Raw genomic sequence first — 18,495 nt, 5'->3', positions numbered from 1 at the left:
ACCTGCACGGGCAGCGTGGGTGTGCCCACGCTGCCCGTGCAGGTGACCCCGTTGAGGGCGAACGACGCCGGTGCGGTGTTGGCACCCGACCACGAGCCGTTGAAGCCGAAGGAGGCGCTCGCGTTCGTGGCGAGGGCCGCGTTGTAGCTCACGTTCCTCGCGGTGACCTGGTCACCCGACGAGGTGACCGTCGCGTTCCATGCCTGGCTGACCCGCTGGCCGGACGGGAACCTCCAGGTCAGGCTCCAGCCGTTGATCGCGTCGCCGAGGTTGGTGACCTTCACGTCGGCGGTGAAGCCACCCTGCCACTGCGACGGCACGGTGTAGGCGACCTGGCAGCCGGCCGCCGCCTGGGCGTTGCCGGCGACCATCAGGCCGGCCGCCAGCAGCGTGATTACTGCGCCGACGACGAGGCTGACCCGTCGGCGTGCTGTTCGGATGTACTGCGAAGTCATCAGGGGAACTCCTCGCCGCGGTGGCGCCTGGGTGGTGGATGCGGATGTCCCGACGACGGGTGCCGTCGCCGGATCCGGCGTGTGCGGAGTTGGCTCCCGGTGAATCGGGCGGTCAGCCTCACCCGGTGGCGTGCGAATGGCGACCAGGGTGCCCGGAGTGACCAGATGGGTGCCCATGGGCCGCGTCAGCGGCCGGTGTGGGCGAGTGAAGCGTGGAAGCGTGCCCTGCGCCTCTGCGGCCGACGGTAGCTGTTATCGCTAACATGGGCAAGCCATAGATGTACGTGACCAGGTTGGTCCTGTCCGGCTGCCCGCGACGGGCACGCCACCACCTACCGGACGATTGGTGACCACTCCCGCTGGCTCACGATCGTCACTCCCGGCGTGCGGTAGTAGGGGTCCTCGGCGATGACCGCGGCGAGGGCCTCCGCATCCGGGACGTCGAAGATCAGGAGCGCGCCGGAGTCGTCGGAGAGCGGCCCGGCCATGGCCAGCCGCCCCTCCTGGTGCAGGGCCTGAAGACGCTCGCGGTGTGCCGGTCGGGCGGCGAGCCGGTCCGGTTCGGCCCCGAAGGACAGTTCCAGGATGAACACCGGTTCCTCCTTCTCGGGGCGGTCTATCGGAGCACCATAGTCGATTCGGGCACGCGAAAACGCCCTGACCGGAGTGATCCGGTCAGGGCGTTCGTAGGCTGTATGTCCGGTGAGGGCGGGATCAGCCCTGGCGGCTCTTCCACTGCGGGTTCGCGCGGTTCACCACGACCACCCGGCCACGACGGCGGACCACCACCGAACCCGGCTTCTGCTTCAGCGCACGCAAGGAGCTACGTACCTTCATGTCTGCCTCCTCGGCCTGGGGGTTTGGCCTGAATTCGTACCGTCTATCGAAACGCCGGGGCCGGCGCCACGATTCCCGGCCACCCGACGTCGAACCTTTGACCCTCCGCGCCCGTACCACTGCCCGGGAGGTCAACGCCATGACCATGCGCCGAGTGCTAGCCGCCGTGCTGGTCGCTGCCGCGACCGTGCCGCTGGCCGGCACGCCCGCCGCCGCGCACGGCGCCCCGACCGACCCGGTGAGCCGGGCGGCGGCCTGCGGACCCCAGGGCCGGTACGCGACGACCGCCGCCTGCCAGGCCGCCGTCCGGGCGGGCGCTGCCGTGCGCGAGTGGGACAACGTGCGGGTCGCCGCGATCAACGGCCGGGACCGGGAGCGGATCCCCGACGGCGAACTGTGCAGCGGAGGCCTGTCCGCGTACCGGGGACTGGACCTGCCCCGGACCGACTGGCCGTCCACCGAGTTGACCCCGGGCGCCACGTTCACCTTCCGGTACCGGACCACCATCGAGCACCGGGGCACCTTCCGGCTCTACGTCACCCGCCCCGGCTACGACCCCCGCGAGCGGCTCACCTGGGCGGACCTGGAGGCGCGCCCCTTCCTCACCGTGACCGACCCGCCGGTGCGGGCCGAGGCGTACCAACTCGCTGGCCGGCTGCCGGCGGGCCGCGAGGGTCGGCACCTCATCTACACGATCTGGCAGAACTCCAACACGCCGGACACCTACTACTCCTGCTCGGACGTGGTGTTCCGCAAGGCCCGCGGCGGTACGGCGGCCGGTGCGACGAAGAGCCCGCCCGCTGCTCCGCGTACCGCCGCGAGCCGGCCGGCCGCCACCGAACCGGCGGTGGCGGCGGCGGCGGCCGACCCGGGCGTGCCGGTGGCGTCGGTGACCGACCTCGGCGCCCGGTGGCCGATGCTGGTCGGCGCCGCCACCGTGCTGGTGCTGGCGTTGCTGATCACCGCCGGGTGGCGACGCCGCAGCGTCGCGGCCCCGGTCGGCCGGCAGTGCGGGGTACGCAACCACCGGGCCGGGCGGCGCCGGATCTGGTGACCCGGGCGGCTCAGCTCAGCAGACCGTCGATCTCGGCCAACTCCTCGGCGGTGAAGTCGAGGTTGTCGAGCGCGGCGATGTTCGTCTCCAACTGCCCGACACTGCTCGCGCCGATGATGAGGCTGGTCATCCGCGGATCGCGCAGCGCCCAGGCCAGCGCGAGCTGCGCGAGGGACTGACCGCGCCGCTCGGCGACCCCGCCGAGCCCTCGGATGGTGGCCATCTTCTCGTCGCTGAGGTCGCTCTCGTTGAGAAAGACGCTGGTGCGCACCCGCGAGTCGGCCGGGATGCCACCCAGGTAGCGGTCGGTCAGCAGGCCCTGAGCGAGCGGGCTGTACGCGATGCAACCGGCGCCGACCTGCTCCAGCGTGTCGAGCAGGCGGTCGGCCTCGGTCCAGCGGTTGAGCATCGAGTACGACGGCTGGTTGATCAGCAGCGGCGTACCCAGCTCACGCAGGATCGCGGCGGCCCGAGCGGTCTGCTCCGAGTTGTAGTTCGAGACGCCCACGTAGAGCGCCTTGCCGGAGCGGACGACGGCGTCCAGCGCGCCCATCGTCTCTTCGAGGGGGGTGTCCGGGTCGAACCGGTGCGAGTAGAAGATGTCGACGTATTCCAGGCCCATCCGGCCCAGCGACTGGTCCAGCGACGAGATCAGGTTCTTGCGCGAGCCCCACTCGCCGTACGGGCCGGGCCACATGAGGTAGCCGGCCTTGCTGGAGATGACCAACTCGTCCCGGTACGGCTTCAGGTCGGTGGCGAGCAGACGCCCGAAGTTCTCCTCCGCCGAGCCGGGCGGCGGGCCGTAGTTGTTGGCCAGGTCGAAGTGGGTGACACCCAGGTCGAAGGCGCGCCGGACGATGTCGCGCTGCCGTTCGAACGGGCGGTCCGGGCCGAAGTTGTGCCACAGCCCGAGGGAGACGGCGGGCAGCCGCAGGCCACTGCGTCCGCTGCGCCGGTAGGTCATGGTGTCGTAGCGGTCATCCGCGGCGAGGTAGGTCACGATCATGAGCCTAGCTCCGGCCGGCGGTGCTGGAGATCGGGCGTGTGAACCCGGACATCGGGGTAGTTTCGACGCCATGCGGTTCATCGCGCTCGAGACCCCCAAACCGTTGTCCAAGATCGGGCTGGGCACCTGGCAGTTCGGCTCCCGGGAGTGGGGCTACGGCCCGGACTTCGAGCGGCAGGCGGCGCAGATCGTCCGGCGGGCCATGGAGTTGGGCGTGACGGTGTTCGACACCGCCGAGATCTACGGCTTCGGACGCAGCGAACGGATCCTCGGTGCGGCACTCGGCGACGACCGGCCCAAGGTAGCCGTCGCCACCAAGATCTTCCCGGTGGTGCCGGTGGCCGCCGTGGTGCAGCAGCGGGCGGTCGCCTCGGCGGCCCGACTCGGCGTCACAAGCATCGACCTCTACCAGGTGCACCAGCCCCACCCGCTTGTCGCCGACCACACCACCATGCGCGGCATGCGCGTGTTGCAGGACGTCGGGCTGGTCGCCGAGGTCGGGGTGAGCAACTACGGGCTGCGCCGCTGGCAGGTCGCCGAGGCGGCGCTCGGCCGGCGGGTGCTCAGCAACCAGGTGCGCTACAGCATGCTGGACCGCGCCCCCGAACAGGACCTGCTGCCGTACGCGCGGCAGGCCGGCCGGGTCGTCATCGCGTACAGCCCACTGGCGCAGGGTTTCCTGTCCGGCCGCTACGACGCGAAGAACCCACCCTCCGGCGCGGTCCGGCGGGCCAACCCGTACTTCCTGCCGGAGAACCTGGAACGCGGCGCCACCCTGATCGAGACGCTGCGCCAGGTCGCCGACGCGCACGACGCCACCCCCAGCCAGATCGCGCTCGCCTATCTGCTGCGCCACCCGAACGTGCTGGCCATCCCCGGCGCGTCCGGGGTGGAGCAGATGGAACGCAACGCCGCTGCCGCGGACATCGACCTCGCCGACGACGAGTACGCGGCGCTTGCCGAAGCCGCGAAACGCTTCCGACCGGTCACCGGCCTCGCCGCGATGCCTGCCATGGTGCGCGCCCGGTTCGCCCGCCCAACGGGAAAGTGAGCACAGTGGACGACATCACCGCACTGATCCTGGACGACCACGCCGCCTTCCGGCGCGGCTTCGCCCGCCTCGACGACGCCCGCGACGAGCAGGAACTGCTCGCCATCTGGGACGCCCTCGCCCTGCACCTGGACATCCACGCCGAGGCGGAGGAGGCCATCCTCTACCCGCACCTGGTCAAGCACGGCGACGACGGCGAGGACGAGACCGCCGACGCGATCGGCGACCACAACAAGATCCGCGACGCCATCGCCGAGTCCAAGCTGCACCCGGTCGGCTCGAAGCCCTGGTGGGAGGCCGTCGGCACGGCCCGCCGGGAGAACAGCGAGCACCTGGCCGAGGAGGAGGACGAGGCGCTACCCGACTTCCGCCGGCACGCCAGCACCGAGCTGCGCGCCGAGTTGGGCCAGCGCTGGCTGACCTTCTACGGCGAGCACAAGAACGGCCGCAACCTGCCGTTCCGCGACAAGGACCCCCAGGGGTACGTCGCCGACCACCGCTGAGATCTCCCCGGTGCGGGGGAGTCGCGACGCGGGGTGACGGCAGCAGAATGACCCGATGACCCTCCGCGCGGCACTGGCCCCGCTGGTCGCCGGCAGCACCTGGCGACGCGGCGTGTTCCTGCTGCTCGGCGGTGTGCTGGCGCTACCGTACGGGGTCCTCGTGGTGACCTTCGCGCAACTGCTCACCGACTCGACGATCCCCCGCCCACTGGTGTACGCCCTCCTGGTGATCGCGGCGCTGATCGCCGTGGTGCCGCTGCTGCTGGACGGCAGCCGGGCACTGGAGATCGCCGCCGTACGGGCGCTGCTCGGCGTCGACCTGCCCGACCCCGCGCCGGGCCGCCGCGGCGACCGGGAGAGCCGCCTGCGCAGCGCGCTCTGGATCGCCACGCACCTCATCATCGGCGCTCTGGTGATGATCGCGCTGTTCAGTGCGCTGCCGATGGCGCTGGCGTTCATCGCGCAGCAGTTCGGTGTGGGCGCCGAGCTGACCAGCCGGGAGCGGTTCGGGCCGCTGGACGGACGGGACGGCGGCTGGCTGACGCTGACCGGGGTGGCCCTGCTGGTCGGCCTCGGCTACGCCGTCGCCGGGCTCGGCGCGCTGGCCGTCTCGATGGCGCCGGTGCTGCTCGGCCCCGCGCAGGCCGAGCGGATCGCCGCGCTGGAGGCGCGGGCCACCCGACTGGCCGAACGCAACCGGCTGGCCCGGGAACTGCACGACTCGGTCGGTCACGCGCTGACCGTGGCAACGCTCCAGGCCGGCGCGGCCCGCGAGGTGCTCGACACCGATCCGGAGTTCGTCCGGCGGGCGCTCGCCGCCATCGAGGAGGCCGGCCGGACCGCGATGGACGAGCTGGACCACGTGCTCGGGCTGCTCCGCGAGACCGGCGGTGACCGCCCCTCGGCGGCGCCGCAACGTACCCTCGCCGACCTGGACCGGCTGGTCGCCGACACCCGCGCGGCCGGGCTGACCGTGCACGCGCAGCGCGTCGGCGACCCGGCGCGACTGCCCGCCATCGTCTCCCGGGAGGGCTACCGGATCGTCCAGGAGGGACTGACCAACGCCGCCCGCTACGGCCACGGGCCGGTGACCCTGCGTTTGGACCTGCGGCCGGACGCGCTGGAGCTGGAACTGGTCAACACGATGAGCCGCCCCGACCGGGCCGACACGGGGCGGTCCGGTCGGGGTCTGGACGGCATGCGGGAACGGGTGCTGCTGCTCGGTGGTCGACTCACCGTGGGGCCGAACGGCGACCGCTGGCTGATCCGGGCCCGCCTGCCCTACGAGGACGCGAGATGACCACAGGTGTGCTGATCGTCGACGACGACGAGTTGATCCGGGTCGGGCTGCGGGCCATCATCGACGCCCAACCCGATCTGCGGGTGCTCGCCGAGGCCGCGGACGGCGCCGAGGTGCCGCCCCTGGTCGCCCGACACCGGCCCGACGTGGTGCTGATGGACGTACGGATGCCCGGCATCGACGGCATCCAGGCCACCCGGCACCTGCTGGCCACCTCCGCCGACCCGCCCCGGGTGCTGGTGGTCACCACGTTCGCCAACGACGAGTACGTCTACGAGGCGCTGCGCGCCGGCGCCTCCGGATTCCTGCTCAAACGGGCCCGACCCGCCGAGGTGGTGGAGGCCGTCCGGGTGGTCGCGGCGGGCGAGTCGCTGCTCTTCCCGGCCGCGATCCGCCAGCTGGTCGGGGCGTACGGGCCGGTCGGCGGTGACCGGCTGCGCGCGGCCCGGCTCACCGAGCGGGAGGCCGAGGTGCTGCGGCTGATGACCACCGGCCGGTCCAACCCGGAGATCGCCGCGCACCTGGTGGTCGGGGTGGAGACGGTCAAGACGCACGTCGGTAACGTGCTGGCCAAGCTGGGCGTCCGGGACCGTACGCAGGCCGTGATCGCCGCCTACGACTCCGGCTTCGTCACCCCGTCCGGCTGACCGGTCCCCCGCCCGGCGGTCCGCCCGCCCGGTCCGCTGCGGGCGCTGCTCGCCGGCTACGGCTGGGCGGTGGCGTTCGGACTCGCCGTGGTCGTCCCGGACGCCCGGGTGCTGGTCGTCCTCGGCTACCTGCCGATCCTGATCGTCGGAGCGCCGTTCGGCTGGCCGCCTGTCGAGTACTCCGACGTCTTCAACTGGGCGCTGTTCGGCCGGTTCGCCGCGCTGGCCGGTGGGCTGCTGCTGGCCGGCGCGGTGCTCACCTGGCAGCGCCGCACCGCCGGGGCCTGCGTCGGCTGCGGCCGCGACGACACCGACCGGGGCTGGACCACCCCGGCCGCCGCCGCGCGCTGGGGTCGGTGGGCCGCCGGCATCGCGGCGGCGGTTCCGCTGACGTACGCGTCGACCCGGTTCGCCTGGGCGGCCGGCATCCCGCTCGGCATCTCCCGCGAGTTCCTCACCGAGATGCAGGACAGCGGCCTGGTCTGGGCCGGATTCGGGCTGGGCGCGTTCGCCACCGTCGGTGCGGTCCTCACCCTCGGACTGGTGCAACGCTGGGGCGAACGGTTCCCCCGGTGGATGGTCGGGCTCGCCGGTCGGCGGGTGCCGGTGCTGCTGGCCGTGGTGCCGGCCACCCTTGTCGCCATCGCGGTGACCGCCGCCAGCCTCGGGCTGCTCAGCAACCCCAGGTTCTGGGAACTCACCGGCGGGGTCAGCCTGACCGGGGCGCCGATGCTGCTCTGGCCGCTGTGGGGAGTGGCGCTCGCCGCGGCGACCTACGCGTACCACAGGCGCCGTCGGGGAGCCTGCGGGCGCTGCGGCCGGGGCTGAGGGTGGCGGTGGGGGTGCCCCTCGATGCCCGGGGCGCCCCCGCGAATGTGAGCTAGCGTTACTCGGGTGACTGCGCCTACCCCGGTAATCCCGGTTCCACCGGCCGACCTGCCCGGCACGCTCGGCGCGCTACGGGCGGCCGGTCACCAGTACCGCACCGTCAAGCAGGAACTCCGCGACAACCTCCTGGCCCGGATGCGCTCCGGCGAGCCCCGTTTCCCCGGCATCGTCGGCTACGACGACAGCGTCCTGCCCGAGGTCGAGCGGGCTCTGCTCGCCGGGCACGACATGGTGCTGCTCGGTGAGCGCGGCCAGGGCAAGACCCGACTGATCCGCTCGCTCGGCGCGCTGCTCGACGAGTGGACCCCTGTCATTCCCGGCTCGGTGCTCAACGAGCACCCGATGCACCCGCTCACCCCGGCGTCCCGCGCCCAGGTCGCGGAGGCCGGCGACGACCTGCCGGTCGGCTGGCTGCACCGCTCGATGCGCTACGGCGAGAAGCTGGCCACCCCGGACACCAGCGTCGGCGACCTGATCGGTGACGTCGACCCGATCCGGATCGCCCAGGGTCGTACTCTCGGCGACCCGGAGACCATTCACTTCGGGCTGGTACCCCGTACCAACCGGGGGATCTTCGCCGTCAACGAGCTGCCCGACCTGGCGGAGCGGATCCAGGTGGCCCTGCTCAACGTGCTGGAGGAGCGGGACATCCAGGTCCGTGGCTACCAGCTGCGCCTCCCGCTCGACCTGCTCCTGGTGGCCAGCGCCAACCCGGAGGACTACACCAACCGGGGCCGGATCATCACTCCGCTCAAGGACCGGTTCGGCGCGGAGATCCGTACCCACTACCCGGTCGACCTGGAGTTGGAGCTTGCGCTGATCCGACAGGAGGCCGACCTGGTCGCCGACGTGCCGGAACACGTGCTGGAGGTGCTGGCCCGGTTCGCCCGCGCGGTGCGCGAATCGCCGTCGGTGGACCCGCGCTCCGGCGTCTCCGCCCGGTTCGCCATCGCCGCAGCCGAGACCGTCGCCGGCGCCGCGCTGCGCCGCGCCGGCCTGCTCGCCGCCGACAGCCGACAGGGGCGCCCCGAGGCGGCGGTGGCCCGCGTCGGCGACGCCGTGTCGGTGACCAGCACGCTGCGCGGCAAGGTGGAGTTCGAGAGCGGCGAGGAGGGACGGGAGATCGAGATCCTCGCCCACCTGCTGCGCACCGCGACCGCCGAGACGTTCCGGGCGCACCTGTCCGGGTTGGACCTGTCCGGCTTCACCGCCCTGGTCGACGACGGTGCGGCGATCGAGACCGGCGAGCTGGTCAGCGCCGCCGAGCTGCTGCGCCAGGTCGGCACCGTACCGGGGCTGGCGAAGGTCCTGGACCGGCTCGACCTGGGCGACGCGCCCACCCCGGAGGAGGCTGCCGCCGCCGTCGAGTTCGTCCTGGAAGGTCTGCACCTGACCCGTCGGCTCGGCAAGGACGTCACCGACTCCGGGCGCACCGTCTACGGCGGCCGGGGCTGACCGTGGCCGGCAACCGGTTCCGGTACGGGCAGTGGAACGGCGGGCCCGACCCGCTCGCACCCCCGTACGACGTGCGCGAGGCGGTGGACGCGGTCGGCGCCGAGGTGCTGGCCGGCGGCAGCCTGCGGGAGGCGCTGCGCGACCTGTTGCGCCGGGGCCCGCAGGGGCGGGGTGGCCTGGACGACCTGGCCGCCCGGGCTCGGCGACTGCGCCGCGAGGCGCTGCGTCGGGGCGATCTGGACGGCGCGGTGACCCGTGCCCGGGCCCTGCTCGACCAGGCCCTCGCCGCCGAACGGGACGAGCTGCGGGGCCGCGACGACGACGCCGCGCGGTTCGCCGAGGCGGTGCTGGACAACCTGCCCCGCTCCACCGCGCGGGCGGTGGAGGAGCTGTCCGGCTACCAGTGGGCAAGCGAGGACGCGCGCCGCTCGTACCAGCAGATCCTCGACCAGCTCCGCGACGACGTGCTCGGTCAGCGCTTCGCGGGGCTGCGCGACGCGGTCCGCGCGTCCGCCGACCCGGCCGCCCAGCAGCGGCTCGCCGAGATGATGGCCGACCTGAACGACCTGCTGGCCCGGCACGCCCGTGCGGAGGACACCACCGACGCGTTCGCCGAGTTCATGCGCCGGCACGGCGACTTCTTCCCGGAGAAGCCGGAGACCGTCGACGAGTTGATCGACGTGCTGGCGCGTCGCTCGGCGGCCGGCGAGCGGCTGATGAACTCACTCTCGGAGCGGCAGCGCGCCGAACTGGCCGGCCTCATGCGGCAGTCACTCGGCGACCGCCTCGCCGGGGAGCTGTCCGCGCTCGACGCGAACCTGCGGTCGTTGCGGCCCGACCTGCGGTGGGGCCGTGGCGAGCGGGTCCGCGGCGACCAGCCGTTGGACTACGCCGACGCGGCCGGCGCGCTCGGTGAGATCGGCGAGTTGGACGACCTGCTGGACCAGCTCGACCAGGAGCATCCCGGCGCCACCCTGGACGACGTGGACGTCGACGCGGTGGCCCGTACGCTAGGCCGGGACGCCGCCGACGACGTCCGCCGGCTACGCGAGCTGGAGCGTGAGCTGCGTCGGCAGGGCTGGGTGAGCCGGGACGCGGACGGGCTGACGCTGAGCCCGAAGGCGCTGCGCCGGCTCGGCGGGACCGCCCTGCGGCGGGTCTTCGCCGACCTGACCGCCGGGCCCCGGGGCCAGCACGACCTGCGCTCGGCGGGTGCGGCGGGCGAGGTCAGCGGCGCGTCCCGCCCCTGGGAGTACGGCGACGAGCAGCCGCTGGACGTCGTCCGCACGCTCACCCGGGCGGTACGCCGGGCCGGGCCGAGCGTTCCGCTGCAACTCGAAGCGGACGACTTCGAGGTGGTGGAGACCGAGAAACGCGCCTCGGCGGCGGTGGTGCTCTGCGTCGACCTGTCGTACTCGATGATCTCCCAGGGTCGTTGGGGGCCGATGAAGCAGACGGCGCTGGCGCTGGCGCACCTGATGGAGACGCGTTTCCCGCAGGACGCGTTGCAGATCGTGGGCTTCGGCAGGGAGGCGATGACGCTCACCCAGCAGGAGTTGGCGGCGGTGGAGCCGGACATGCAGCAGGGCACGAACCTCCAGCACGCGTTGCGGCTGGCGGGGCGGCACCTGCGCCGGCACTCGGACGCCGAGCCGGTGGTGCTGGTGGTCACCGACGGTGAGCCGACCGCGCACCTGGACCCGGACGACGGGGAGGCGCTGTTCCACTGGCCGCCGCTGCCGGAGACCATCGAGGCGACGGTCCGGGAGGTGGACCGGCTGAGCCGCTACGGCGCGATGCTCAACCTGTTCATGCTCGGCGACGACCCGGGCCTGCGCCGTTTCGTCGACGCGGTGGCCCGCCGCAGCCGGGGCCGCATGTTCACCCCCGACACCGACGACCTGGGCGAGTACGTGGTAAGCGACTACCTCCGCTCCCGCCAATCCCGCCGCTAACCCCCGCCGGGGCGGGTTGACTGGATGAATGGAGAGTGGGGGTTTGCGGCGGGCGTACGGCGGCGTGTTCGCCGAGCTTGACGCGGGGGAGTTCGAGGCGGCTCCGGAGGGGCAGCTCACTGCCGAGCAGATCGTCGCGCATCTGGTCGCCAACGACGAGCTGATGATCCAGGCCACCGAGGCGTTGCTGGCCGGGTCGCCGTTCGCCTACTACGAGCTGGAGGAGGACGTCCACCGTCCGCAGCTCGACGCGCTGGTCGCCGAGCAGGGCGGCCTGCGCGGCCTGACCGCGTTGCTGCACGGCACCAGCGACCGCCTGTGCGGGCTCGTCGACCAGCTCGGCCTGGCCGCCGAGACCCCGGTCGAGACCCACCTGCGCGAGGGCTTCGACCTCGTCGTCGAAGAGTCGCTGCCCTGGGGCCGCACCCTCGACCTGCACGCCCGCGTCCACCTCCCCAAACACCAGGCCCAACTGCACATGCTCCGCTCGTGAGCCGCGCCGTTCGCTGAGCCGCGCCGATCCTGAGCCGCCTCGTCAGGCGGCCTGCCGCCCGGCGTGGCACGGCTTCCCGGCGTCTTGGTCTGATGAGCGATATACCTGTGAGTCATATCTATGACTCACAGGTATATCGCTCATCGCAGTAATGCCTCCGGCAGGACTCTCGCGCCCGTGGGCGCCCCGGCGTGGGCGGCGCAGTCGGCAGCATCGGCCGGCCTGCGGTGGGCGGTCGGGCGTGCGGCGGTCGGGCGTGCGGGCTGCTGTGGGCGGTGTATGTGTGACCGCGCGTCGCGGATCAGGTTTCGATCAACTCCGGTCGCGGATGGAAGGTGCGGCGGTAGGTCGAGGGCGCCACGCCGATGCGCTGGTGCAGCTGCTGACGCAGGGCGGCGGTGGTGCCGAAGCCGCAGCGGCGGGCGATCTGGTCGACGGTGAGGTCGGTCGTCTCCAGCAGCAGTCGGGCGTGGTCGGTGCGCTGTTGCAGCAGCCACTGCGCCGGGCTCAGCCCGGTCTCCGAGCGGAAACGCCTGGTGAAGGTGCGCACGCTCATCCGGGCCTGCTCGGCCAGGTCACGCAGGGCGATCGACTCGTGCAGCCGCTGCCGGGCCCACTCGCGGGCGGTCGCGGTGCTGGCGTCGGTGGCCCTGGGCACCGGGCGTTCGATGTACTGCGCCTGGCCGCCGTCCCGCCAGGGCGGCATGACGCAGCGGCGGGCGGCCCGGTTGGCCACCTCGCTGCCGTGGTCGAGGCGGATGACGTGCAGGCAGAGGTCGATGCCGGCGGCCACCCCGGCCGAGGTGAGCATCCGGTCGTCGGCGATGAAGAGCACCCCCGGGTCGAGGTCGACCCGCTGGTGCAGGCGGCGGAACTGCTCGGCGTACGCCCAGTGGGTGGTGGCCCGCCGTCCGTCGAGCAGGCCGGCGGCGGCCAGGACGAACGCCCCCGTGCAGATCGACATCACCCGTGCGCCCCGCTCGTACGCCGACCGCAGCGCGTCGGCCACCTCCGGTTCGATGCTCCCGGCGGTCAGCGCGTTGCCGTCGTGGATGCCGGGGACGATCACCGTGTCGGCGGTGTCGAGCAGCTCCAGACCGTGGTCGGGGAGGACCTGGTAGCCGGCCGTGCTGCGGACCGGCCGCCCGCCGGGCGTGCACACCCGCACGTCGTAGAAGTGTGACCCGCCGGTGCTCCGGGCGGTGCTGAAGACCTGCGACGGGGTGCCGAGGTCGAGGCCGACCACGTGGTCGAGGGCGAGGACGGCGATCCGGTGCGGGCGCACGCTCATGGCCCGATTATTGCGCATGATGGCTTTCCGGCCACTCGTCGTGGCCCGCGCCCCTGCCGAGACTTGTCACGTGACCAAGAACCGCCGTCTGCACCCCGCCTGGCTCGTCGCCGCCGTCGCCTTCGTGGCGTTGGTCGGCGCGGCCGGCTTCCGGGCCACCCCGTCGGTGCTGCTGCACCCGCTGCACGAGGAGTTCGGCTGGCCACTGGCCACCATCTCCGCCGCCGTCTCGGTCAACCTGCTGCTCTACGGGCTCACCGCGCCGTTCGCCGCCGCGCTGATGGACCGGTTCGGCATCCGCCGGGTGGTCTCGGTGGCGCTGCTGCTGGTGGCCGCGGGCAGTGGGCTGACCGTCTTCATGAGCGCGAGCTGGCAACTGTGGCTCTGCTGGGGTGTGCTTGTCGGCCTGGGCACCGGCTCGATGGCGCTGGCGTTCGTGGCCACCGTCACCGGTCGCTGGTTCGTCCACCGTCGGGGCCTGGTCACCGGGGTGCTGACCGCCGGAGGGGCGGCCGGACAACTGGTCTTCCTCCCGCTGATCGCGGTGCTGGTACGCGACCACGGTTGGCGCACGGCGGCACTCGTCGTGGCCGGGGCCGCGCTGGTGGTCGTACCCCTGGTGGTGTGGCTGCTGCGCGAGCACCCGGCGGATCTCGGCCTGCCCGCCTACGGCGCGACCGAGGTCGTGGCGGCGACACCGCCGACCGGCGGCGCGGCGACCCGCGCGTTGGGCGCGCTTGCCGCCGCGGCCTGGACGCGGCCGTTCTGGCTGCTGGCCGGCGGGTTCGCGATCTGCGGCGCGACCACGAACGGCCTCGTCGGCACCCACTTCGTGCCGGCCGCGCACGACCACGGCATGACCGAGACCACCGCCGCGGGCCTGCTCGCGCTTGTCGGTCTGTTCGACATCGTCGGCACGATCGCCTCCGGCTGGCTGACCGACCGGGTGGACAGCAGGCTGCTGCTCGGCGCCTACTACGCGCTGCGGGGATTGTCGCTGCTGGTGCTGCCGAGCCTGTTCAGTGGCACGGCCCGGCCGAGCATGCTGGTGTTCATCATCTTCTACGGCCTGGACTGGGTGGCCACGGTGCCGCCGACGGTGGCGCTGTGCCGCGAGTACTTCGGCGGCGCGGGGGCGGTGGTGTTCGGCTGGGTGTTCGCCGCGCACCAGCTCGGTGCGGCGGTCGCGGCGACGGGGGCGGGGCTGGTACGGGACCGGCTCGGCGACTACGCGCTGGCCTGGTACGTGGCCGGTGCCCTGTCGATCGGCGCCGCCGGGCTGTCGCTGCTGCTGCGCCGCAGGCCCGGTCGGGCCGTGCCGGAGGCCGTCCTGGCCGCCGCGACAGCACCCCGGGCCTGGAGCTACCGGGGCTGAGCGGGTCGGACGGTCAGCCGAGGGTCCACTGCTGGGCGGGGCGGCCGTCGCAGGCGCGCTGCCGGATCTCGTCGTCGGGCTCGTCGCCGTCGTCGTCGGCCTGCCCGCACCTGCCGCTGTGCGCGGCCACCAGCAGCACCGGGCCGGTGCCGGTGGGGGACAGCCGCCACTGTTGGTTGGCCCCGCCGTGGCAGGGGAACTGGAGCAACCGCGCGCCGTCGTCGGTACTGCCGCCCTCGACGTCGAGGCACTGCCCGTGGGCGGCGTTGGTAAGCGTCACCACGTCCGCGCCGGCCGGGTTGACGACCCACTGCTGCTCCGGCCCGCCGGTGCAGACGGCCAACACGGCCCCCGCCTCCTTGTCGTCGCCGTCGAGCCCCAGACAGAGCCCGGACGCGACCCGCAGCACCCGGGGCCCGGTGGTCGGCGCCACCGAGGGCGTCGGCGACGGCTCGGCCGACGGGGTCGGGCTCGGCTCGGCCGCCGGGCTGGTGGGCTCCGCCGCCGGGGTGGACGGCGCGCCGACCGTGGCCGGCACCACCGGATCGCCACCGCCGCCGAGCAGCCCGGTCGCGAAGACCACCCCGAGGAGTACGCCCACCAGCCCCACCCCGAGCGCCACCCGCAGCAGCGGGTCGGCGAGCGGGCCGGAACGTGCTGCCCGTCGACGGCCGCCGTAGACGGTGCCGGCGGGGTCGGGGCGTTCCTCGGGCGCGGACATACGGGCCATCCTCACCCACCGCCGTCGGGCACGGCCAGTCGGTGGGTCAGTCGACGACCCGGACGTCCTTCCAGAACGCCACCCGGTCACGCACCATCTCGGCGTCCGGCATGCCCCAACACTAGGCTGTGCCGCCGCCGCCGGCGGCAGTGCTCAGCGGGTGGGCTGCGGGTCGGTGACGTCGGCCACCGTGGCGTCGAGGGTGGTGATCGCGGCGTCGGCGTCGACCGCGATGGCGAGACCCCGTTCGCCGGCGCCGAGGGTGATCTCCCGGCCGCGCAGCCGCTCGTCGGCGATCACCGGCCAGGCCGTGCTCGCGCCGAACGGGGTGATCGTGCCGCGTTCGTAGCCGGTGGCGGCCAGGGCCCCGGCGGCGTCCGGCATGGAGAGCCGGTGCACGCCGAGCAGGGCGCGCAGCTTGGGCCAGGAGATGACCCGGTCGCCGGGGGTGAGCACGAACAGGTGATCGTCGGCACCCCGGCGGACGACGATCGTCTTGACGACGTCCGCGACGGCCACGCCCCGGACCGCCGCGGCCTCGGCCAGGCTGCCTACCGCACCGTGGCTGACCAGCCGGTACGGCAGTCCGGAGGCGTCCAGGGCGGCGATCGCGGGCGACGGCATGACCGCCACGGTAACCGCCGGACCTGCTGCGGGACGGGAAACGGCCGGTGAGGACATCCCACGATTCTCCCGGGTGCAGGCGTAAGGTGATCACATGCGCGCTGAGCGTGTGGATCACCCCATTGACCATGATCAAGCGGTGGACACGCTGCGGCGGTCGTACGCCGCGGTGCCCACGGGCGAACCTGTCCGGCTCGCCAAACGCACCTCCAACCTGTTCCGCCCCCGGTCCGCACCGCGGACCCCGGGCCTCGACGTCAGCGGCCTCAACGGCGTGCTCTCGGTCGATCCGACCGGGCGCACGGCCGACGTGCAGGGCATGTGCACGTACGAGGACCTCATCGAAGCGACCCTGCCGCACGGGCTGATGCCGCTTGTGGTGCCGCAGTTGCGCACCATCACGCTGGGCGGCGCGGTGACCGGGCTCGGGATCGAGTCGACCTCGTTCCGCAACGGCCTGCCGCACGAGTCGGTACGGGAGATGGACATCCTCACCGGCACCGGTGAGATCATCACCGCGCGTCCCGACGGGGAGCACGCAGACCTGTTCACCGCATTCCCCAACTCGCTGGGCAGCCTCGGCTACGCCACCCGGCTGCGCATCGAGCTGCAACCCGTCGGCCGGTACGTGGCGCTGCGCAACATCCGGTTCACCCGGCTGGAGGCGCTCACCGACGCGATAGCCGAGGTGACCGCCACCCGGTCGTGGGCCGGTGAGCAGGTCGACGCGATGGACGGGGTGATGTTCAGCCCCGGCGAGGCGTACCTGCTGCTTGCCACGTTCACCGACGCGGCCGGCCCGCCCAGCGACTACACCGGCCAGGCGATCTACTACCGGTCGCTGCGCCAGCGCACCCGCGACGTGCTCACGGCGTACGACTATCTCTGGCGCTGGGACACCGACTGGTTCTGGTGCTCGGCGGCGTTCGGCGCGCAGCACCCGGTGGTACGCCGGCTCTGGCCGTCGCGGTACCGGCGCAGCGACTTCTACCACCGCCTGGTCCGGCTGGAACACCGGCACCAGGTGGCGGCGCGGATCGACAGGCTGCGCGGCCAGCCGGCCCGGGAACGGGTCGTGCAGGACGTGGAGATCCCGCTGGAACGTACGGCCGACTTCCTGCGCTGGTTCGCGGGCAGCGTGGGGATGAACCCGGTGTGGCTGTGTCCGTTGCGGTTGCGCGAACCGGCGGGTCCCGGTTCCGCGCGGTCCTGGCCGCTGTATCCGCTCCAGCCGGGGCAGGACTACGTCAACATTGGGTTCTGGGGGAGCGTGCCGATCGCGCCGGGCGCCGCGGACGGCGACGTCAACCGCACGATCGAACGCAGGGTGTCGGAGTCGGGCGGGCACAAGTCGCTCTACTCCGACGCGTACTACGACCGGGACGCCTTCGATCGCCTCTACGGCGGCGACACGTGGCGCGCGGTGAAGGACCGCTACGACCCGGACCACCGGCTGACGGGACTGTACGAAAAGGCGGTAGCACGAGCATGAGCCTGACCGACCGAGATCAGGGGGCGGCGAGCGTCCCCGCCACCCCGCCGGCGGGGGGCCGGCACACGGGTCCAACCGTCGCCGACGTCGTCCGCGCGGTCACCGCCGGGCCACTTCCGGTGCGGATCACGGGGTACGACGGCAGCGCCGTCGGCCCGTCCGACGCCGGCATCACCCTGGCGATCCGTTCCGAGCGGGGGCTGTCGTACCTGCTCACCGCCCCCGGTGACCTGGGCATGGCCCGGGCGTACGTCAGCGGTGACCTGGCGTTGCAGGGGGTGCATCCGGGCGACCCGTACGAGGCGTTGCGGGTGCTCAAGGACGAGCTGCGCCTGCGGCCACCGTCGCTGGCGGAGGGGGTGGCGCTGGTCCGCGGGCTGGGCTGGGAGCGGCTGATGCCGCCGCCGGCACCGCCGCAGGAGGCTCAGCCGCGGTGGAAGCGGGTGATGAACGGGCTGCGGCACTCGCGGGTGCGCGACAGCACTGCCATCTCCCACCACTACGACGTCTCGAACGCCTTCTACGAGAAGGTGCTCGGCCCGTCGATGACGTACACCTGCGCGGTCTACCGGTCTCCGGACGACACCCTCGAAGAGGCTCAGGCGGCGAAGTACGACCTGGTCGCCGGCAAGTTGGCGCTCAAGCAGGGGATGCGGCTGCTGGACGTGGGCTGCGGCTGGGGTGGCATGGTGCGCCACGCCGCCCGCGAGTACGGGGTGAAGGCGCTCGGGGTGACCCTGTCGAAGGCGCAGGCGCAGTGGGCGCAGGCCGCGATCGAGCGGGAGGGGCTGACCGGGCTGGCCGAGGTGCGGCACCTGGACTACCGGGACGCGCCGGCGGAGCAGTTCGACGCAATCTCCTCGATCGGGTTGACCGAGCACATCGGGGTGCGCAACTACCCGGCCTACTTTGGGGCGCTGCGCAGTCGACTGCGGCAGGGTGGGCGGCTGCTCAACCACTGCATCACCCGGGCGGACAATCGGGCGCCGCACCGCTCCGGGGCGTTCATCGACAGGTACGTCTTCCCGGACGGGGAGTTGGCCGGCCCGGGTCGGCTGATCAGCGAGGTGCACGACGCCGGGTTTGAGGTGCACCACGAGGAGAATCTGCGCCAGCACTACGCGCTGACGCTTGCCGCCTGGTGTCGCAACCTGGTGCAGCACTGGGACTTCTGCGTCTCCGAGGTGGGCGCGGGCACCGCCCGGGTGTGGGGGCTGTACATGGCGGGGTCGCGGATGGCGTTCGAGCGCAACGGCATCCAACTGCACCAGGTGCTGGCAACCCACAACGGCCCGGAGGGTGTGAGCAGCTACCCGCTGCGGCCCGACTGGTTGCCCTGACCATCTAC

At 72.8% G+C, this 18,495-nt stretch carries 19 protein-coding genes; 12 read left to right on the top strand and 7 right to left on the bottom strand.

All coding sequences use genetic code 11. The features are described 5' to 3' along the window. The 3 genes from FHG89_RS10860 to FHG89_RS10850 all read right to left on the bottom strand — a co-directional run. Positions 1 to 455, bottom strand: a 455-nt coding sequence (locus FHG89_RS10860) for a cellulose-binding domain-containing protein (protein WP_208760926.1), incomplete at its 3' end; no start/stop codon positions are given. Positions 456 to 787: 332 nt separating this feature from the next. Then, positions 788 to 1,048, bottom strand: coding sequence for a YciI family protein (locus FHG89_RS10855; protein WP_139584247.1), 261 nt, complete (start codon positions 1,046 to 1,048; stop codon positions 788 to 790). Between the two features lie 121 nt (positions 1,049 to 1,169). After that, positions 1,170 to 1,292, bottom strand: coding sequence for a 50S ribosomal protein L36 (locus FHG89_RS10850; RefSeq protein ID WP_030490864.1), 123 nt, complete (start codon positions 1,290 to 1,292; stop codon positions 1,170 to 1,172). 139 nt (positions 1,293 to 1,431) lie between these two features. On the opposite strand from FHG89_RS10850, the gene FHG89_RS10845 reads away from it, so the two are divergent. After that, the gene (locus FHG89_RS10845; RefSeq protein WP_139584246.1) at positions 1,432 to 2,346 is read left to right on the top strand and encodes a lytic polysaccharide monooxygenase auxiliary activity family 9 protein; all 915 of its coding nucleotides are present in this window, start codon (positions 1,432 to 1,434) and stop codon (positions 2,344 to 2,346) included. Between the two features lie 10 nt (positions 2,347 to 2,356). On the opposite strand, the gene mgrA is transcribed toward FHG89_RS10845, so the two are convergent. Continuing rightward, positions 2,357 to 3,352, bottom strand: a complete 996-nt coding sequence (mgrA, locus tag FHG89_RS10840) for an L-glyceraldehyde 3-phosphate reductase (protein ID WP_139584245.1) — start codon at positions 3,350 to 3,352, stop codon at positions 2,357 to 2,359. Between the two features lie 70 nt (positions 3,353 to 3,422). Between mgrA and FHG89_RS10835 the strand changes: the two genes are divergently transcribed. The 8 genes from FHG89_RS10835 (at position 3,423) to FHG89_RS10800 (ending at position 11,644) form a co-directional block, all read left to right on the top strand. Then, positions 3,423 to 4,403, top strand: a complete 981-nt coding sequence (locus FHG89_RS10835) for an aldo/keto reductase (RefSeq protein WP_139584244.1) — start codon at positions 3,423 to 3,425, stop codon at positions 4,401 to 4,403. Beyond that, positions 4,400 to 4,906 carry a hemerythrin domain-containing protein gene (locus FHG89_RS10830; RefSeq protein ID WP_139584243.1) on the top strand — a complete coding sequence of 169 codons (507 nt, stop codon included), beginning with the start codon at positions 4,400 to 4,402 and terminating at the stop codon, positions 4,904 to 4,906. The genes FHG89_RS10835 and FHG89_RS10830 overlap by 4 nt, the downstream gene beginning before the upstream one ends. Before the next feature lie 55 nt (positions 4,907 to 4,961). Continuing rightward, positions 4,962 to 6,206, top strand: coding sequence for a histidine kinase (locus FHG89_RS10825; RefSeq protein ID WP_139584242.1), 1,245 nt, complete (start codon positions 4,962 to 4,964; stop codon positions 6,204 to 6,206). After that, positions 6,203 to 6,853, top strand: coding sequence for a response regulator transcription factor (locus FHG89_RS10820; RefSeq protein ID WP_139584241.1), 651 nt, complete (start codon positions 6,203 to 6,205; stop codon positions 6,851 to 6,853). The genes FHG89_RS10825 and FHG89_RS10820 overlap by 4 nt, the downstream gene beginning before the upstream one ends. Positions 6,854 to 6,922: 69 nt before the next feature. Then, the gene (locus FHG89_RS10815; RefSeq protein WP_244295343.1) at positions 6,923 to 7,681 is read left to right on the top strand and encodes a hypothetical protein; all 759 of its coding nucleotides are present in this window, start codon (positions 6,923 to 6,925) and stop codon (positions 7,679 to 7,681) included. A 66-nt stretch (positions 7,682 to 7,747) separates the two neighbouring features. Beyond that, entirely contained in the window at positions 7,748 to 9,196 is a 1,449-nt protein-coding gene (locus tag FHG89_RS10810; protein ID WP_139584240.1) for a sigma 54-interacting transcriptional regulator, read from the top strand. Positions 9,197 to 9,198: 2 nt separating this feature from the next. After that, on the top strand, positions 9,199 to 11,151 hold the full coding sequence (locus FHG89_RS10805) for a vWA domain-containing protein (RefSeq protein WP_139584239.1): 1,953 nt from the start codon (positions 9,199 to 9,201) through the stop codon (positions 11,149 to 11,151). Between the two features lie 28 nt (positions 11,152 to 11,179). Continuing rightward, on the top strand, positions 11,180 to 11,644 hold the full coding sequence (locus FHG89_RS10800) for a hypothetical protein (RefSeq protein ID WP_139584238.1): 465 nt from the start codon (positions 11,180 to 11,182) through the stop codon (positions 11,642 to 11,644). A 301-nt stretch (positions 11,645 to 11,945) separates the two neighbouring features. Here FHG89_RS10800 and FHG89_RS10795 read toward each other — a convergent pair whose 3' ends face one another. After that, on the bottom strand, positions 11,946 to 12,953 hold the full coding sequence (locus FHG89_RS10795; protein WP_139584237.1) for a GlxA family transcriptional regulator: 1,008 nt from the start codon (positions 12,951 to 12,953) through the stop codon (positions 11,946 to 11,948). A 1-nt stretch (position 12,954) separates the two neighbouring features. On the opposite strand from FHG89_RS10795, the gene FHG89_RS10790 reads away from it, so the two are divergent. Further along, positions 12,955 to 14,310, top strand: a complete 1,356-nt coding sequence (locus FHG89_RS10790) for an MFS transporter (protein ID WP_425280165.1) — start codon at positions 12,955 to 12,957, stop codon at positions 14,308 to 14,310. 13 nt (positions 14,311 to 14,323) lie between these two features. Here the strand turns inward: FHG89_RS10790 and FHG89_RS10785 are convergent, their stop codons facing one another. Both FHG89_RS10785 and FHG89_RS10780 read right to left on the bottom strand, forming a co-directional pair. Next, positions 14,324 to 15,031, bottom strand: a complete 708-nt coding sequence (locus FHG89_RS10785; protein WP_139584235.1) for an RICIN domain-containing protein — start codon at positions 15,029 to 15,031, stop codon at positions 14,324 to 14,326. A gap of 153 nt (positions 15,032 to 15,184) precedes the next feature. Next, positions 15,185 to 15,655 carry an aminoacyl-tRNA deacylase gene (locus FHG89_RS10780; RefSeq protein WP_208760925.1) on the bottom strand — a complete coding sequence of 157 codons (471 nt, stop codon included), beginning with the start codon at positions 15,653 to 15,655 and terminating at the stop codon, positions 15,185 to 15,187. 94 nt (positions 15,656 to 15,749) lie between these two features. Between FHG89_RS10780 and FHG89_RS10775 the strand changes: the two genes are divergently transcribed. Together FHG89_RS10775 and FHG89_RS10770 are read left to right on the top strand one after the other, a co-directional pair. After that, complete coding sequence (locus FHG89_RS10775; protein WP_139584233.1) at positions 15,750 to 17,147, top strand: FAD-binding oxidoreductase; 1,398 nt, start codon at positions 15,750 to 15,752, stop codon at positions 17,145 to 17,147. Beyond that, a complete protein-coding gene (locus FHG89_RS10770; RefSeq protein ID WP_139584232.1) occupies positions 17,144 to 18,487 on the top strand; it encodes a class I SAM-dependent methyltransferase in 1,344 nt (447 codons plus the stop codon). Before FHG89_RS10775 ends, FHG89_RS10770 begins: the two co-directional genes overlap by 4 nt. The last annotated feature ends 8 nt before the right edge of the window (positions 18,488 to 18,495 follow it).

The sequence above is a fragment of the Micromonospora orduensis genome, assembly GCF_006228125.1.
Taxonomy (GTDB): Bacteria; Actinomycetota; Actinomycetes; order Mycobacteriales; family Micromonosporaceae; genus Micromonospora; species Micromonospora orduensis.
Note: the sequence above shows the minus strand (reverse complement) of the source record. Positions and strands in the feature narration are given on the sequence as shown.

Excerpts from the sequence above, each read along its gene's own strand:
- FHG89_RS10850 (WP_030490864.1), bottom strand. The coding sequence starts at position 1,292 with ATGAAGGTACGTAGCTCCTTGCGTGCGCTGAAGCAGAAGCCGGGTTCG.
- FHG89_RS10845 (WP_139584246.1), top strand. The coding sequence starts at position 1,432 with ATGACCATGCGCCGAGTGCTAGCCGCCGTGCTGGTCGCTGCCGCGACC.
- mgrA (WP_139584245.1), bottom strand. The coding sequence starts at position 3,352 with ATGATCGTGACCTACCTCGCCGCGGATGACCGCTACGACACCATGACC.
- FHG89_RS10835 (WP_139584244.1), top strand. The coding sequence starts at position 3,423 with ATGCGGTTCATCGCGCTCGAGACCCCCAAACCGTTGTCCAAGATCGGG.
- FHG89_RS10825 (WP_139584242.1), top strand. The coding sequence starts at position 4,962 with ATGACCCTCCGCGCGGCACTGGCCCCGCTGGTCGCCGGCAGCACCTGG.
- FHG89_RS10820 (WP_139584241.1), top strand. The coding sequence starts at position 6,203 with ATGACCACAGGTGTGCTGATCGTCGACGACGACGAGTTGATCCGGGTC.
- FHG89_RS10800 (WP_139584238.1), top strand. The coding sequence starts at position 11,180 with ATGGAGAGTGGGGGTTTGCGGCGGGCGTACGGCGGCGTGTTCGCCGAG.
- FHG89_RS10795 (WP_139584237.1), bottom strand. The coding sequence starts at position 12,953 with ATGCGCAATAATCGGGCCATGAGCGTGCGCCCGCACCGGATCGCCGTC.
- FHG89_RS10790 (WP_425280165.1), top strand. The coding sequence starts at position 12,955 with ATGGCTTTCCGGCCACTCGTCGTGGCCCGCGCCCCTGCCGAGACTTGT.
- FHG89_RS10785 (WP_139584235.1), bottom strand. The coding sequence starts at position 15,031 with ATGTCCGCGCCCGAGGAACGCCCCGACCCCGCCGGCACCGTCTACGGC.
- FHG89_RS10780 (WP_208760925.1), bottom strand. The coding sequence starts at position 15,655 with ATGCCGTCGCCCGCGATCGCCGCCCTGGACGCCTCCGGACTGCCGTAC.
- FHG89_RS10775 (WP_139584233.1), top strand. The coding sequence starts at position 15,750 with ATGCGCGCTGAGCGTGTGGATCACCCCATTGACCATGATCAAGCGGTG.
- FHG89_RS10770 (WP_139584232.1), top strand. The coding sequence starts at position 17,144 with ATGAGCCTGACCGACCGAGATCAGGGGGCGGCGAGCGTCCCCGCCACC.